Below are 13,734 nucleotides of genomic sequence, written 5' to 3'. Positions count from 1 at the left end.
TATAAAGATTTACTCCTTGTTTATTCCTTCTAATAGAGATAACGGTTCCTAATATTAGAACGAATAGCAGACTCCTATTAAGGATAATCTTTACTTCTTTAGAAATCCCCAACTGAGCGATTACGTCATTTCCTAAAATGAATAATACAAACCCAGACAAAAAGAAGACGAAGAGGGATAAGGTAGGTCGATACTGAAAATTGATTCTATAGAGTAGAAACAAAGATAAAACTGTGAGTATGCCTAAACTGAACATCCTGTACGAAAAAAAGATTATGCCTAGTAAAAATAAGCATGTTAAAGCGATGAGTGCATAATTACTTTTCACGAGTTGTATAACTGATCTCTCCTTTATCAATACAAACAAAATATTCAAATACATATATTTCTACATTTTTGCGCAAATACCCTTCCTGAATTTAACAATTGAGTTTAATATCAACTATTTTCTTGGAAGAAATGATAAGCCCAAATATGCTTAAAAATCTTAAGGGTCTATTTATAAAACGTTAGTACAGACTCTGCCATTCTTTTAACAGATTCAATCAATGAGGAAGGAGAAATAATTTTTATCTGATCACCAAAACCGATGATATAAGAAGTTGCTTCTTGTTTTGTATCAAACGACAGTTTGACAGGAATCCACCCGTTTTCATTCGGTGTACTAGTGCTTACTACTTGTGCAAAGCGTCCGCTGAATGATAACCGTTGAATAATAGCGGGAGATGCCTCAACCTCTACTTCAAAAACAGGTAAACTCTGAACAAAATTTTGTTTTGATTTGTTCCAGTAATCAGCAAGTTGAAAGTTAGCTGGCCGGACAAAGGATTCATTCGTTAATTCTACAGACTTGATTCGAGACACTCTAAAATTCTTAAGATCTGTATTAGATACCGCAACCAGATACCATGTACGTCCTTTAGCAACGAGCCCTAATGGTTCTATAATTCTCTCTGAAGATTCCTTGTTTGCTTTTTCATAAGCTATACGTATTTTTCGTTCTTCCCATATTGCTTGTTGTAACAAACCGAGTGCAGTGGTCTCTTGACTCGATTGTTTCCACGAATCGATATCTATATGGATTCTATTCCACACGTTATCCGCTTGTGATTGAAGTGTGTTCGGAAGAGCCGCTAACAGTTTTTGCCGAGCTTCTTTCCAGTCTTTTGTAATCCCTAGATCACTTAGAAGCTGAAAGGAAGGGGAGAGAAACAACGTTTTTAATTCGTTGTCTTTCAATCCTGTTAAGCGTGTTCTGTACTCATCAACAAGCCGCCATCCACCATGTTTGCCGCGTTCGGCTAGTACTGGAATTCCTGCGACACTCAACGCTTCCATGTCACGATGAATCGTTCGTTCTGTGACTTCTAATTCGTTGGCTAATGCTTTTGTTGTCATCTTTCCGTGATTCTGAAGCAGCAATAAGATGCTGATTAAACGGTCTGCTCTCATTTATATACTCCTATATTTTTAATATGACAATGGATGTCAACTTTAAGGGTTAAACTAAAGATAGTTCAATGAAGGAGTGAATGCAAATGAAACCTTTAGAAGGAAAAATTGCACTAGTAGCTGGAGGAACACGAGGAGCAGGACGCGGGATTGCGATGGAGTTAGGAGCAGCAGGAGCAACAGTCTATATCACAGGCAGAACGACACGTAACGCAGTATCAGAATACAACCGACCAGAAACCATTGAGGAAACAGCAGAATTAGTAAAAGAACTAGGTGGCATTGGAATTCCCGTTCAAGTCGATCATCTTGTTGCAGAACAAGTACAAGCCTTAGTAGAGCGAATTGAAAACGAACAAGGTAGATTAGATATTCTAGTGAACGACATTTGGGGCGGAGAGAATATCATTGAATGGAGTACACCAGTGTGGGAACATTCACTTGAAAAAGGATTGCGTATGCTACGTCTCGCTGTAGATACCCATCTAATAACAAGCCACTACGCGCTACCATTGTTGATTAAGAACAAAGGCGGACTCGTGATTGAAATGACAGATGGGACAAAAGAATACAATGATAACAATTATAGAGTGTCCATGTTTTACGATTTAGCCAAAACGTCTGTTATTCGTATGGCCAAAGCTTTGTCACACGAACTATCACCGTATCAGTGTTCAGCGGTTTCTCTATCACCAGGCTGGATGCGTTCAGAGATCATGCTTGAAGTCTTTGGGGTTACAGAAGAAAATTGGCAGGATGGAGTTAAGAAAGATCCACATTTCGCAATATCCGAAACACCGCGTTTTGTTGGAAGAGCCGTAGCATCATTAGCGATGGATGATAACCGAAATGAATTAAACGGACAATCTTTTTCAAGCGGAGAACTCGCTAAGAAATATGACTTCGTTGATATCGATGGCTCACAGCCAGATTGTTTCCGTTACTTAGTCGAAGTCGTTGAGACAGGTAAGCCAGCTAATGTTGAAGGATATAAGTAAGAAAATGAGCTATTCTTCTAAGAGGAGAATAGCTTTTGATATCGAAAATTCTCACAAATACAAGACCTTTGAAAACCATGTACAGGATAAATATGGAATGATAAACTGAAAGAACCTCGCAATGGATACAATGCTGTTTTTGGTGAGGAGTACATTTTTTTCACATAGCTTTATTATTTAGAATAAAGGTAGTGATGGTGTTGTTGATTTGGAGAGAAGATATTGAAAGTGATATCTATAAGTTAAGTCCGATAAATGATGAAATAATTAAAAAAGCAAATGTGCAATTCAGGATAGAATTACCCTTAGCATATATAGAAATCTTGAAAGTCCAAAACGGCGGTTATATAGTGGACAATTCCACAATAGCCCTCAACGATTCAATAAGGAACAATGCAAACTGTATTAACATCGATCATATTATGGGGATTGGTACAGACATTGGAATATTGGACACTTATAATTTAATTGATGAATGGGGTTTACCTCAAAATATAGTTCTATTAAGTGGAGATGGACACACATGGGTGGCACTTGACTATAGGAATGTAAAGGAACATCCTCCGGTAATTTATATCAATACTGAATCAGATCAAATAATAGAAATAGCTACTTCTTTCAGTGAATTCTTAGAAAAACTTATTTTAAATAAAGGCATTGAGATTATACAGAAGTGTGATAATCAAAAAGATAAATCCAAAGAGAAGTATTACCGTGAAATTGATGATTTAATGGTAAATGGAAAGCCTAACGACATTGATCGTTTATTCACTAAGATTATTTCAACAGATAAAGATGTAATAAGGTATATGGTAGAAAAAATGAGAAAGCACAATAATCCCAAGGTGCAACTTTACCTTATGTTATTTCTCTCGGAATGTGCTGAAGGTAATAATAAAGGTATTTTAACTAATAATTATTTATTTGAAGTATTAAAAGAAATATCTACTAGTAAAAATAAAGACGCAAAAGATTTAGCGGATTATAGTTTAGAAGAGTATAAGAGAAGAAATAACCTCCAGTAACTTCATACAATTTTTTAATTGTTGATGTAGATTTGCTCTAACGATGATTTAAATTATAAAACAGAATTCATTCCAAAAAAGGGTACATCTCTATCAAGAGATGTACCTTTTAAAATTATTTAGTGATCGTTACAAAATATGGTAAAATAAGGTTAAAATTAAAAAGCGAGATGACTATAGGTGTATTTAATTAATGGGGAGTTCTTTATTATTATCGGAGTCATATGTTATTTATCTATTAGGGGCTTTATGTTCATAAAGAATAAGAAAAAGCCAACAATTTTATTGAACGAAATGACAAAACTTCTTTTTGTTATCTATTGTTTAATGGTTGTCTCGGTCACTTTGTTTCCTTTTCCTATAGGATTTCCTGTTGAATATGAAAATCTATCAGCTTATTTAAATTTAACCCCACTAGTTTCCATTTTGAAACAAGTAAGTTTAATAGGTACAGCCTATGATGGGGACATACTCTTTATGATTGGGTTGATTATTCGAAATGTTGGAGGCAATATTCTACTATTTGTCCCTTTAGGCTTTTTAGTACCACTCATTTGGAAAAGTGTAATACATTTCAATCATATTTTCTTACTTGCGATTGGAATCTCAGTAACGATTGAACTACTACAACTCCTTGAATCAATATTCGGGGGCTGGGGGCGTGTTACAGATATAGACGATGTGATTTGTAATGTTGCTGGAGCAATTCTTGGTTATTATATAAACAAATGGTTCATGTTTGTAAGCGGTAGGTATCAATCAAGTTTTGTACATAGATTATTTAGAGTATAGATGTATGGAGGGGGAGTAAATATGGAAGTTCTCTTTATTAGTATCATATTGCTCATCTTGGGACTGACTAATGTTATTGCATTTAAATGGGCAGGGAGAGATCGAGTAAGAAGAGTTTTATCTGGAGTTATTGTAATTCTTTTATCACCATTTATTTTTAAGCTTTCATTTGATGTTATAGGTTCATTTGATTCAGGTGGTTTTGGAGCTGCAGCTGTTACTCTAATCTATTCTACTTTGTTTTTTATCAACGGAATCATAATTATCCTTATAGGTATTGCAACGAGTAATGTGAAAAAAAGCACGTAAATATAGGGAGGTTATGAAATCGAATTACAGAAATAAATAGTTACTTATCTTGAAAACTCCGCTTTTAGGAGTTTCCTCTTTTATTTGAAATCTCATATATTTACAGATCCCTTATTATGCTAAAATTAAAATAGTTTTGAATGAGAGGGGGGATTAAGAAATTGCGGTTATTTTCTTTATTGGTTTTACTTTGCGTATGTTTAAAAATATCTTTTGTTCCAAATTACTTCCATATGGAAGGCGCAACTTCCGCGCAAGAGTATGAATGGACTGCAAGCTCAATAGCATCGGATGATATATCTATCATAATGACTAAAAACTCTATTGAGAGTAAAAAGGTTCAAAAGGCATTAAATCCGTTTCAGAACAAAAGTGTTAGAAAAGTACATGTTGAAAACAAAAATGATGTAAAACTAACCATAGAAAATCCTCTAAAGAAAGCAGCGTTTCTTAATCCTTTTCTCTATCAATCCAGTTATCTCTAACCTCTTGAGAAGAATGAAATGATTTAATTTACTTCAAGAGAGAATAGGAGATAACGTAGATGAAAGAGATTACTTTATTTAGTGTTCTAACAATAGTATTGGTACTAATTGCTACACATTTCTTTAATCAGTACATTCCAGAGCATCAATATCCAACTCTATTTAAATTCCTAAAGAACATATAATTTGTATGGACCTGCTAAGCGGGTCTTTTTTTTTACTTATTCTAATATTTGGATTTTTTACCGATCCAACAATATTACCCTATCTTCAGGAAGGATAAGGAAAGTTTATATGGAATGGGATAATGAGAATTAAATGGAAAGGATGTGTTCACGTTAATGATTAAGGGACAAAAAGTAGAACTGCGACCTGTTTCACTAGAGGATTACAAACGAATTTTTGAATGGCGTAATGATGAGGAAACGGCCAAATTGATATCGGGTACAGGATATTACGCCTATTGCCATGTTTCAACAGAAAATGTTGAGGCTGATTACGAGAATGATGTAAAAAAGATAGATAAACGTGAAACCGACAAATTTTCGATTTATACGATGGGAGAGAATCCTCAACATATTGGAGGGATCCAGTATAGTGGATTGAATATTATCTCTAGAAGTTGTTCGGTCGGAATTGGAATTGGAATTGGTGTGAAAGAATACTGGAGCAAGGGTTATGGAACGGATGCAATGAGAACCCTTATTCATTACTTATTTCAGACCATGAATTTGCAGCGTATCAAACTAGAAACATGGAGTGGGAACGAACAAGCCATCCGTTCCTATGAAAAATGTGGGTTTGTAGTAGAAGGACGTTTAAGAAATGAAGAGTTTATTGACGGAAAATATTATGACACGATTGTCATGGGACTTCTGAAAGATGAATTTATATCCTAGTCATTATTGAGAGAGGCGTTGATCCAAAGGGGATTAATGCCTTTTTTTGCATTTATTAAGCAGAATTGATTGGGCACTGTGATAGGTGTACAAGCACTTTCTGAGGGAATTCATAGAATATCATAATCGAAGGTATACCTTCGGGAACTAAGGGGGGATTAGTTATGGGTTGGATTGGAAATAATTCAGGTCATCGTTCTTGTGGATGTAACAAGCGCGTTGAACGTCACCATCATGAATGTGGATGTAACAAGCGTGTTGAACGTCATGAACATGAATGTGGCTGTCACAAAAAAGTAAAGCGTCACTCAGAAGGTCAGTTAAGAAGAGATATGTGCTGCAGATGTAATTGGGCTGAATCTCGGAATGACAGCGCTTGGAGAAAACTTTGCAGAAACAGAGTAGAAAGTGTTCGAGCGGTTACAGATGCTCCAAACTGTGCTTTGCGCAATCGATTTGGCAATGGAACTGGTCAATAATAACAAAGATTATAAAAAGTTAACGAACAAACACTGAAGAAACAAAAAGAGGACCTTATCACTAAGGTCCTTTTTTGTTGCGGAAGATGCTTAGCTATTCTCGCTTAGGTCACGAATTTCTCTTTCAATCAAATACAGGGAGAGTTCGAATGCTTTTATACGTCTTTGCGCTAAGGTGATCTGAGACTTATACCGGTTCGGATTTTCTTTACCTTCCAGCGTTTTAACGGTTTCTTTTAGTTTATGAATCGTTGAGTCAATTTGACGTTTAGCTTCAACTAAGTTGTCCAACATAATCTCCATTAAAATACATCCCCTTATATTAAATTTCAACAATAATGTGCAACCCCGTGAGAAAGATTTGATGATTTGAAATTCAACGTGCAGATTAATTATTCACCCTATACTGTAGCGGCGTGCAGCCTGTAACATTCATAAAATTCCGTTTGTATGTCGATCCTAAACAATTATAAACTATAATAAGGGTACAACTACAATAGGGGGCTACTCCATGTATACGGAAGATCGAGTTGTACTAAAAGTAGAGCAATTTAACAATAATGATGTTTCAAGTCTAATAGAGCTTTCTTCATCTGTCGGATGGGACTATGATGAAAACGAAATAAAAACGATTCTGTCATCAGGAAAAATTTATGGACATAAAAATCCTGAAGGTAAAATCGTTTCATGTGCTGCGATCATTCCATACGATACGAATCTAGCCTCAATCGGTATGGTCATCGTACATTCAGATTATAGGGGCACCGGATTAGGAAAAGAAGTCACTCAACAATGTATTGCTAGCGTGTCTAAAGAGACATCCATCATGCTAATTTCAACGGATGAAGGGAAACCGTTATATGAAAGCTTAGGCTTTAGAACGGTAGATGTTGTACATAAGTTTTTATGTGAAAATTTTGACTGCAACTCGGTTGAAGTTAATAATGAATTTACATTAGATACTTACAAAGTAGATGATTTTCAACAAATGATGGAACTAGACTCAGCGGCATTTGGTGATCGGAGAAGCAAATTTCTGCTCAATCGCTTTGAACAATCGAAACAATGTATCGTTGTAAAAGATCAGAACAGCCAGATTATTGGTTTTGGTCTATCAATACAAGGACCTATAAATCTAATAGTAGGACCGATTGTAGCGCCGGACTTTAAAACAGCCGCTTCTATCATGAAAGAGTTAGCTGCCAACCATCATGGAAATCTTAGGATTGATGTGCCATCAGGTCATCATGATTTCATGACTTTCTTACATACATGTGGTTTTAATAAAGTTAATGAGCCCCCAATAATGATGAAGAATTCAAGTGCAATGCCAAACAGAAACCAAAAGTTATATGGAATCGCTGCACAAGTATTTGGTTGAAAAAAATAAAGTCAAAATATTATTTCATGGAATAGCTAGGGAAAAGACGAACACGCAAACTAACAGAGCATTTCTTCAAGAAGGAGAAGTGCTCTTTTTATTGAAGTTAAGAATAGGACTAGTTGTTATGAAACGGAGGTTTTACGATGAGTGATCTGAAGTTAATTAAAACCTACAAAAGCTTTTTACAAAACTATTCAAACGAACAGCTCAGCTATATTCCTGAACGAGGAGTTTGGTCAATTGGACAAATGTATGACCATTTGATTGTGGTAGCTCATGAATATCTAGATAGTGTAGAAGATTGTAAGAAAGCTGTTGAAGAGCAACATCAGGGAAAAACCGAATTCGGAGAGTACCTATTTAATATTGGTGGATTCCCTCCTATTAAAATCAAATTGCCCGAAGAACTAGATGCCCCACCGGATAATACAAAAAGTATAGAAGACATTCTGTTAGAGCTCGATCAATTAATGGATAGGATGAAAGGCTTGGAACTTAAAGTAGAAGAGATAAACCCAAACTGCAAAACAAAGCATGGTGGCTTTGGATGGCTTAATGCACAAGAGTGGTTATCTCTTGTCGGTATGCATTTTCGTCATCATATGCGTCAGAAGTATGAGCTGGATCAGAGGCTGAACAATATAGGAGTTTTGTCTAGGGATTAGTTCAATTATTTCTTAGACTATGCTTTGTAGTGTATAAGGTGAGGCGTGCATAGTCATGATTACGGGTACATACCTTCATATACAGAATGCAAGGATAGGAGAGAGTTAGTTTGATAAAAGCTGTAATGTTTGATTTGGACGGAACCCTATTGGATCGCGACACCTCGGTTAAGAAGTTCGTAGAGGACCAACATACTCGCCTGTCATCCGTGCTGTCCCATATACCTAAAAAGTTGTTTGCGAAAAGATTTATCGAGTTAGAGGAGAACGGTTATGTGTGGAAGGACAAAGTGTACCAAAAGCTAGCCGAGGAGCTGGCTGTCAGAAGAATGCCCCCAGGAGAACTCCTGGATGATTATTTAACACAGTTCAAGCACCATTGCACACCGTTTCCAAATCTTATTAGCATGTTGGATGAGCTGAAGAAAAAAGGATATCGCCTCGGTTTGGTCACGAACGGTTATGGTGTGTTTCAGTATGACACGATTCAAGCACTAAAGATAAAGGAGTACTTCGACACAATCCTTGTTTCAGAGATGGAAGGATTGAGAAAGCCTGATCCACTAGTTTTTCAGAGAGCGGCAGAAAGATTAAACGTTAAGACAGAAGAGTGCCTGTTTGTTGGCGATCACCCCAAAAATGACGTGGAAGCTGCTAGAAATACTGGTATGATTGCCGTATGGAAAACTAGCCCTCACTGGAAAGAAGCGGAGGCAGCCGACTATACGATAAGCGATCTGGCAGAGCTTAAGCTAATTTTAGAAACCCATGAAAAGGCAATGCAACTTTCAAATTGAAGAGTAGAGTATTGTTCTTTTTTGGGGAGCTAAATTTAATACGCAATATGGAGCACTAATCTTTAAAGGATTAATGCTCTTTTTTATTGAATTAAATAACGCAACAGATTGTTTAATAGAAAGACATTTGAGAAATGAAGTGATTATAAAATGAGATATATCATCAAAGAGAGTTTTCACATGAACTAATGCAAAGAATTAAAGATTTTGAAGCAGCTTTTGCAGACGATATTGAATATTTGTTATTAAAATACAAACCTCTTTTTAATAAGAAGAATGTAACTTTTAATGGAGCGTTTCACATAGAAGGTGACCATCCATTTACTCCTGAATACATTTCCTCCATTTCGATTGGTATATCAGGAGAAAAAGAAGAACTAATTGATCTGCATACAATTAAAATATGGGAATGCTATCGATCTTTTTTAGGAATGCCTATTTCAAAAGCGATTCCAGACAGTAAAATTGTTGGGGAACTACTAGATGAAACGCTAGAAGAAGTTAAAGAAGAGTTAGTAGATTTTATTACAGACCTTTTAGCAGAATGATTGGATTAAATAATTGGGTGGAGTACTTATATCAATAAAGTGTGTTCATTTTAAAAATTAAGAAGAGATCGAACATGGTTTACTCAAGTATTTTGAAACGTTTCAAGCAAAATCATAGAAAAAGAGAATGGTGAAACGCAATGAAGTATTTAATCTTTATCATGTTTTCCTTAGTTAGTTGGTGGATGTTCTTTGTTTGGATTTCTAGCAATCTGTATTTTGTGGACCAAATGGAATATGGAGCTTTCCTGTATACTTCTGTTTTTGCTTTTAGTCCCTTTCTATCCGCTACCGTGACTTATTTCACTTATAAGTTTTGTGTAAAATCTAAAACGAATTTTCGGGTTCTATTTATGATCTACATATTCACATCGTTTTATGGTATTGATCAATTTTTAAAATTTTAAGCATTAATTTCAACTAATTAGATGTCATTTCTTTAAGGAGATAAGTTTTGAAAACAAAACGACTGTTTTTCGTAATCTTTCTTTTTCTATTTTGCATAACGGGGTGTATAACTCCATTTGATAGGAATGATCAAACAACAGAAGAGAGCGAAAATGACTTCCCTCCAACGGTTCCAGGATTCATTAAAATCGAAGGTGTCAGACATGAGATGGAACCAGGAAATTATAGATGGGAAAGAAAAAAGGGATTAGAAACTGAAGCTGTGACAACGGATGCAGCATCACCTTTTCAAATTGGTGAGGGGTTTGAAGCTATAGAAGTAAAACCAGGCGCTGATATTACAATCGAAATAAAAGATAAACCAAAACTATCTGTTTTTCCGTGGAACAGAGATGGTAGCGGTAAAGAAATTATTTTAGAGAATAATCGTTTATCCGCCCCGTCAAGTAAAGGTCGATACATCTATGAGGTTTTAGCCAAATGGTCCAATGGTGAAATATCTTACACGTTTGTAGTTAAAGTTAACTGATTAACGATGGCAGTTGTGAAAAGTGCAGATTTTCAAGGTTAATGAGTTCATTAATATAAAACTATTAGTCTAGGAGGTTGCACATAAGATGACAGCTAAATTTAAACCTATGACGTTTGAGATGGAAACGGATCGATTGTCCCTTAGTCTATGGAAGGAATCAGATGCATCATGGTATAGGGAACTTGTTGCGGAACGGGGCAAAGGTATGCTGACTATAGTTACTGCTCGTGAGAATGTCAATACTTTACGCAATCGAGCATATGAAAGCGGAATTGCCTTGCTAACTATTCGTCGTCGAGATGAAGGCGATTATATTGGGTACTGCGGATTAATTATTGGTCGTTCTTCACTTGAAGAACCAGAGATTGCATACGAGTTGTTCCAAAGAGTACACGGTAATGGCTATGCGACTGAGGCAGCAACCGTGATTGTAGATGCTGCAGTTGCAACCGGACGACACAAGCTTTGGTCGACGGTACGGGCTTGGAATGCTGCATCCTTCCGTGTACTAGAAAAGCTGGGATTTGAACGTAATCACAGTACATGGGACGAGAGTGGAGAGATTGTTTGGAGTGTACGCGAACTTTAGAAGATTGAACCCATCCCAAAACTTCTTCAAGCGAATGGATGTTAGATTTTATTTTATAAAGAAAGAACCATAAGTGTACGGAGGATTGTATAAATGCCAGAAATAAATCATAAAACCTATATTAAAGTAACAGTAGAAGACGTGTATCATACAATTTCAACAGCTCAAGGTTGGAATGGATGGTTTACAGATGAAACGTCTTTAGAGATCTATCCAGACGGAACTGGTGAAATTCGAATGCGGTGGCTAAACTTCGGTAGCGAAAATGTAACGATTGAAGATGGGGGAAGTATACTAGAAGCAATTCCAAACCAAAAATTTGTGTTTCAGTGGTCACCAGGAGAACAAAGTTCAACAGTAACCATTAAACTTAAACCTTATAAAGACGGTACATTAGTAGTACTGAATGAGTCTGGTTATACGCATTCAGAAAGAGACATACGTGCCTGCATCGGATGTGCTGTTGGATGGGGAGAAGCATTAACCCTGTTAAAAGTATATTTAGAGCATGGAATAGTATATAAACAGGACTTAGTTCTATAAATGATTAAATGATTGGAGAAAGTTAATTAAAGAAATAAGGAGGTGTAGATTAGATGCCAAACAACGAAAACGAAGAAATACTAACTGGAGGAAATGTCTCAACCGTATTTCGACTAGGAGATACGGTTCGACGAGAACTTAAACCAGAAAGTGCTAGAGTTCACAAGCTATTAAAGCACTTAGAAAACAAAGGGTTCACTTATGCGCCAAAGTTTTTAGGTATTGATGAAAAGGATAGAGAGATCTTATCTTTTATAGAAGGTGAAGCTGGTCATTACCCGTTAAAAAAGTATATGTGGTCAGATGATGTACTAATGGAGATTGCCAAAATGCTTCGACGCTATCACGATGCTGTAGCAGATTTCCCTATAGAAAAATGTTGGCAGCCCATCGGTCACACTCCAGAGCCTTTTGAGGTGCTCTGCCATAATGATTTTGCCATTTATAACATTATCTTTGATCACGAACGACCGGTTGGAATCATTGATTTTGATGTAGCGGGTCCTGGGCCGAAACTTTGGGACATTGCCTATACGCTCTACACGTGCGTGCCTTTAAGCAGATTTTATCTAGATGAAACAGGCAAGACCATAAATTACAATCGTAAGCAGCACGCAGACCGAATCAAACAAAGAGTCCAATGTTTTTTTGAAGCGTACGGTGAAGATGTGGATAGTAGTTATTTGGATATGATTTTGCGTCGATTAGAAGGGTTATGTAGAACAATAATAAGAAGAGCAAGTGAAGGTGACAAAGCTTTTCAACAAATGATAGAAGAGGGGCATCTTGATCACTATCGAGAAGATATTCGTTTTATTCTGAATCACGGAAAAGAGTGGCTATAAAAGAGATGCACAAAATAAAGCTGATCATTTTGATTCGGCTTTTTTTATTTACATAAATTATCCAACCAACTCAATACTAACAAGAGAGAACGAAATATAAGGAGTTGGGACTATGCCGGAGCTACCAGAGATGGAAACGTATCGTGAGTTTCTAAATCATAATATCTTACATAAGCCGATTACGAATGTAGAGATTAACAGAGAGAAGTCCATTAACACAAGGGTTCATACCTTCATCGACTCTGTAAAAGGGTCTAATATCACCTTCGTCAAAAGAAGAGCAAAGCACCTGATTTTTGAGCTAAGTTCGGGGAATTTTCTCCTGCTTCACTTGATGCTTGGAGGACTGATGTTTCTTGGAACGTCGAAAAACAGCCCAGATCGAACGAAACAAATCATCCTTTCCTTTGGAGAGCTGCAACTGAACTTTATTGGGCTCCGGTTAGGTTATCTACATTTACTGAGTCAAGTGGAACTGGATGAAAAGCTCAGCGATCTTGGTCCAGAACCATTTGAATTGCAGAGGGATGAGTTCTTAGATAGATTAGAACGGAAAAAGGGTGCACTCAAACCATTGTTAGTCGATCAATCCTTTATCGCTGGAATCGGAAACTGCTATTCCGATGAAATCTGTTACCAAGCAAGGTTACATCCGTTACGAAAAGCGAGTGACTTAAAGGAAGAAGAGAGAAATAATCTGTATGACAGCATTAAACCTGTTCTTTCAAGAGCTGTTCAATTTGGGGGATACATGGATTTCCCGATGTATGAAGGCGACGAGAAGACCGGAAGATATAAAGAAAACACGTACGTATATGAACGAGAAGGTGAGAAGTGTCCGAGATGTGGAGGGACGATAGAAAGAGTGGAGCATTCTTCACATAAGTCGTTTTATTGTCCGAGCTGTCAGATGTAAGTATAAAACTCTTATCAACTTAGCTGGGCATTTTTTCGTCACATCAAAAAAAGCCAGCAAGGCAAATG

General features: G+C 36.5%; 17 protein-coding genes and 1 pseudogene. 16 read left to right on the top strand and 2 right to left on the bottom strand.

Translation table 11 applies throughout. The annotated features are described in order from the left end of the window. Positions 1–495 precede the first annotated feature (495 nt). The gene (locus HU823_RS03080) at positions 496–1,452 is read right to left on the bottom strand and encodes a helix-turn-helix transcriptional regulator (protein WP_197221122.1); all 957 of its coding nucleotides are present in this window, start codon (positions 1,450–1,452) and stop codon (positions 496–498) included. Positions 1,453–1,538: 86 nt separating this feature from the next. Between HU823_RS03080 and HU823_RS03075 the strand changes: the two genes are divergently transcribed. The 7 genes and pseudogenes from HU823_RS03075 (at position 1,539) to HU823_RS03045 (ending at position 6,439) form a co-directional block, all read left to right on the top strand. Then, positions 1,539–2,450, top strand: a complete 912-nt coding sequence (locus HU823_RS03075) for an SDR family oxidoreductase (protein ID WP_197221121.1) — start codon at positions 1,539–1,541, stop codon at positions 2,448–2,450. 194 nt (positions 2,451–2,644) lie between these two features. Next, a pseudogene (locus tag HU823_RS22245) lies at positions 2,645–3,091 on the top strand (SMI1/KNR4 family protein); the annotation flags it as partial. A 564-nt stretch (positions 3,092–3,655) separates the two neighbouring features. Continuing rightward, the gene (locus tag HU823_RS03065; protein ID WP_197221120.1) at positions 3,656–4,267 is read left to right on the top strand and encodes a VanZ family protein; all 612 of its coding nucleotides are present in this window, start codon (positions 3,656–3,658) and stop codon (positions 4,265–4,267) included. Between the two features lie 21 nt (positions 4,268–4,288). After that, entirely contained in the window at positions 4,289–4,576 is a 288-nt protein-coding gene (locus tag HU823_RS03060; protein ID WP_197221119.1) for a hypothetical protein, read from the top strand. A gap of 161 nt (positions 4,577–4,737) precedes the next feature. Further along, complete coding sequence (locus HU823_RS03055) at positions 4,738–5,061, top strand: hypothetical protein (protein ID WP_197221118.1); 324 nt, start codon at positions 4,738–4,740, stop codon at positions 5,059–5,061. A gap of 341 nt (positions 5,062–5,402) precedes the next feature. Continuing rightward, the gene (locus HU823_RS03050) at positions 5,403–5,960 is read left to right on the top strand and encodes a GNAT family N-acetyltransferase (protein WP_197221117.1); all 558 of its coding nucleotides are present in this window, start codon (positions 5,403–5,405) and stop codon (positions 5,958–5,960) included. Positions 5,961–6,124: 164 nt separating this feature from the next. Then, on the top strand, positions 6,125–6,439 hold the full coding sequence (locus HU823_RS03045; protein WP_144699587.1) for a hypothetical protein: 315 nt from the start codon (positions 6,125–6,127) through the stop codon (positions 6,437–6,439). A gap of 90 nt (positions 6,440–6,529) precedes the next feature. On the opposite strand, the gene HU823_RS03040 is transcribed toward HU823_RS03045, so the two are convergent. Next, entirely contained in the window at positions 6,530–6,742 is a 213-nt protein-coding gene (locus tag HU823_RS03040; RefSeq protein ID WP_197221116.1) for a hypothetical protein, read from the bottom strand. Positions 6,743–6,950: 208 nt separating this feature from the next. Between HU823_RS03040 and HU823_RS03035 the strand changes: the two genes are divergently transcribed. The 9 genes from HU823_RS03035 (at position 6,951) to mutM (ending at position 13,666) form a co-directional block, all read left to right on the top strand. Beyond that, the gene (locus tag HU823_RS03035; RefSeq protein WP_197221115.1) at positions 6,951–7,820 is read left to right on the top strand and encodes a GNAT family N-acetyltransferase; all 870 of its coding nucleotides are present in this window, start codon (positions 6,951–6,953) and stop codon (positions 7,818–7,820) included. A 146-nt stretch (positions 7,821–7,966) separates the two neighbouring features. After that, the gene (locus tag HU823_RS03030) at positions 7,967–8,488 is read left to right on the top strand and encodes a DinB family protein (RefSeq protein WP_197221114.1); all 522 of its coding nucleotides are present in this window, start codon (positions 7,967–7,969) and stop codon (positions 8,486–8,488) included. Between the two features lie 110 nt (positions 8,489–8,598). After that, positions 8,599–9,285: an HAD family hydrolase gene (locus HU823_RS03025; RefSeq protein WP_197221113.1), complete on the top strand. Its 687-nt coding sequence runs from the start codon at positions 8,599–8,601 to the stop codon at positions 9,283–9,285. 188 nt (positions 9,286–9,473) lie between these two features. Further along, a complete protein-coding gene (locus tag HU823_RS03020; protein ID WP_197221112.1) occupies positions 9,474–9,833 on the top strand; it encodes a hypothetical protein in 360 nt (119 codons plus the stop codon). 454 nt (positions 9,834–10,287) lie between these two features. Then, on the top strand, positions 10,288–10,770 hold the full coding sequence (locus tag HU823_RS03015; protein WP_197221111.1) for a hypothetical protein: 483 nt from the start codon (positions 10,288–10,290) through the stop codon (positions 10,768–10,770). Positions 10,771–10,858: 88 nt separating this feature from the next. Further along, positions 10,859–11,362, top strand: a complete 504-nt coding sequence (locus HU823_RS03010; RefSeq protein ID WP_197221110.1) for a GNAT family N-acetyltransferase — start codon at positions 10,859–10,861, stop codon at positions 11,360–11,362. A 93-nt stretch (positions 11,363–11,455) separates the two neighbouring features. Next, positions 11,456–11,905 (top strand): SRPBCC family protein, encoded by a 450-nt coding sequence (locus HU823_RS03005; RefSeq protein ID WP_197221109.1) that lies wholly within the window; start codon positions 11,456–11,458, stop codon positions 11,903–11,905. A 53-nt stretch (positions 11,906–11,958) separates the two neighbouring features. Further along, entirely contained in the window at positions 11,959–12,750 is a 792-nt protein-coding gene (locus HU823_RS03000; RefSeq protein WP_197221108.1) for an aminoglycoside phosphotransferase family protein, read from the top strand. A gap of 112 nt (positions 12,751–12,862) precedes the next feature. Next, positions 12,863–13,666, top strand: a complete 804-nt coding sequence (mutM, locus tag HU823_RS02995; protein WP_197221107.1) for a DNA-formamidopyrimidine glycosylase — start codon at positions 12,863–12,865, stop codon at positions 13,664–13,666. The last annotated feature ends 68 nt before the right edge of the window (positions 13,667–13,734 follow it).

Origin of the sequence: Fictibacillus sp. 18YEL24, from assembly GCF_015903855.1 — a bacterium.
Taxonomy (GTDB): domain Bacteria; phylum Bacillota; class Bacilli; order Bacillales; family Fictibacillaceae; genus Fictibacillus; species Fictibacillus phosphorivorans_C.
Note: the sequence above shows the minus strand (reverse complement) of the source record. Positions and strands in the feature narration are given on the sequence as shown.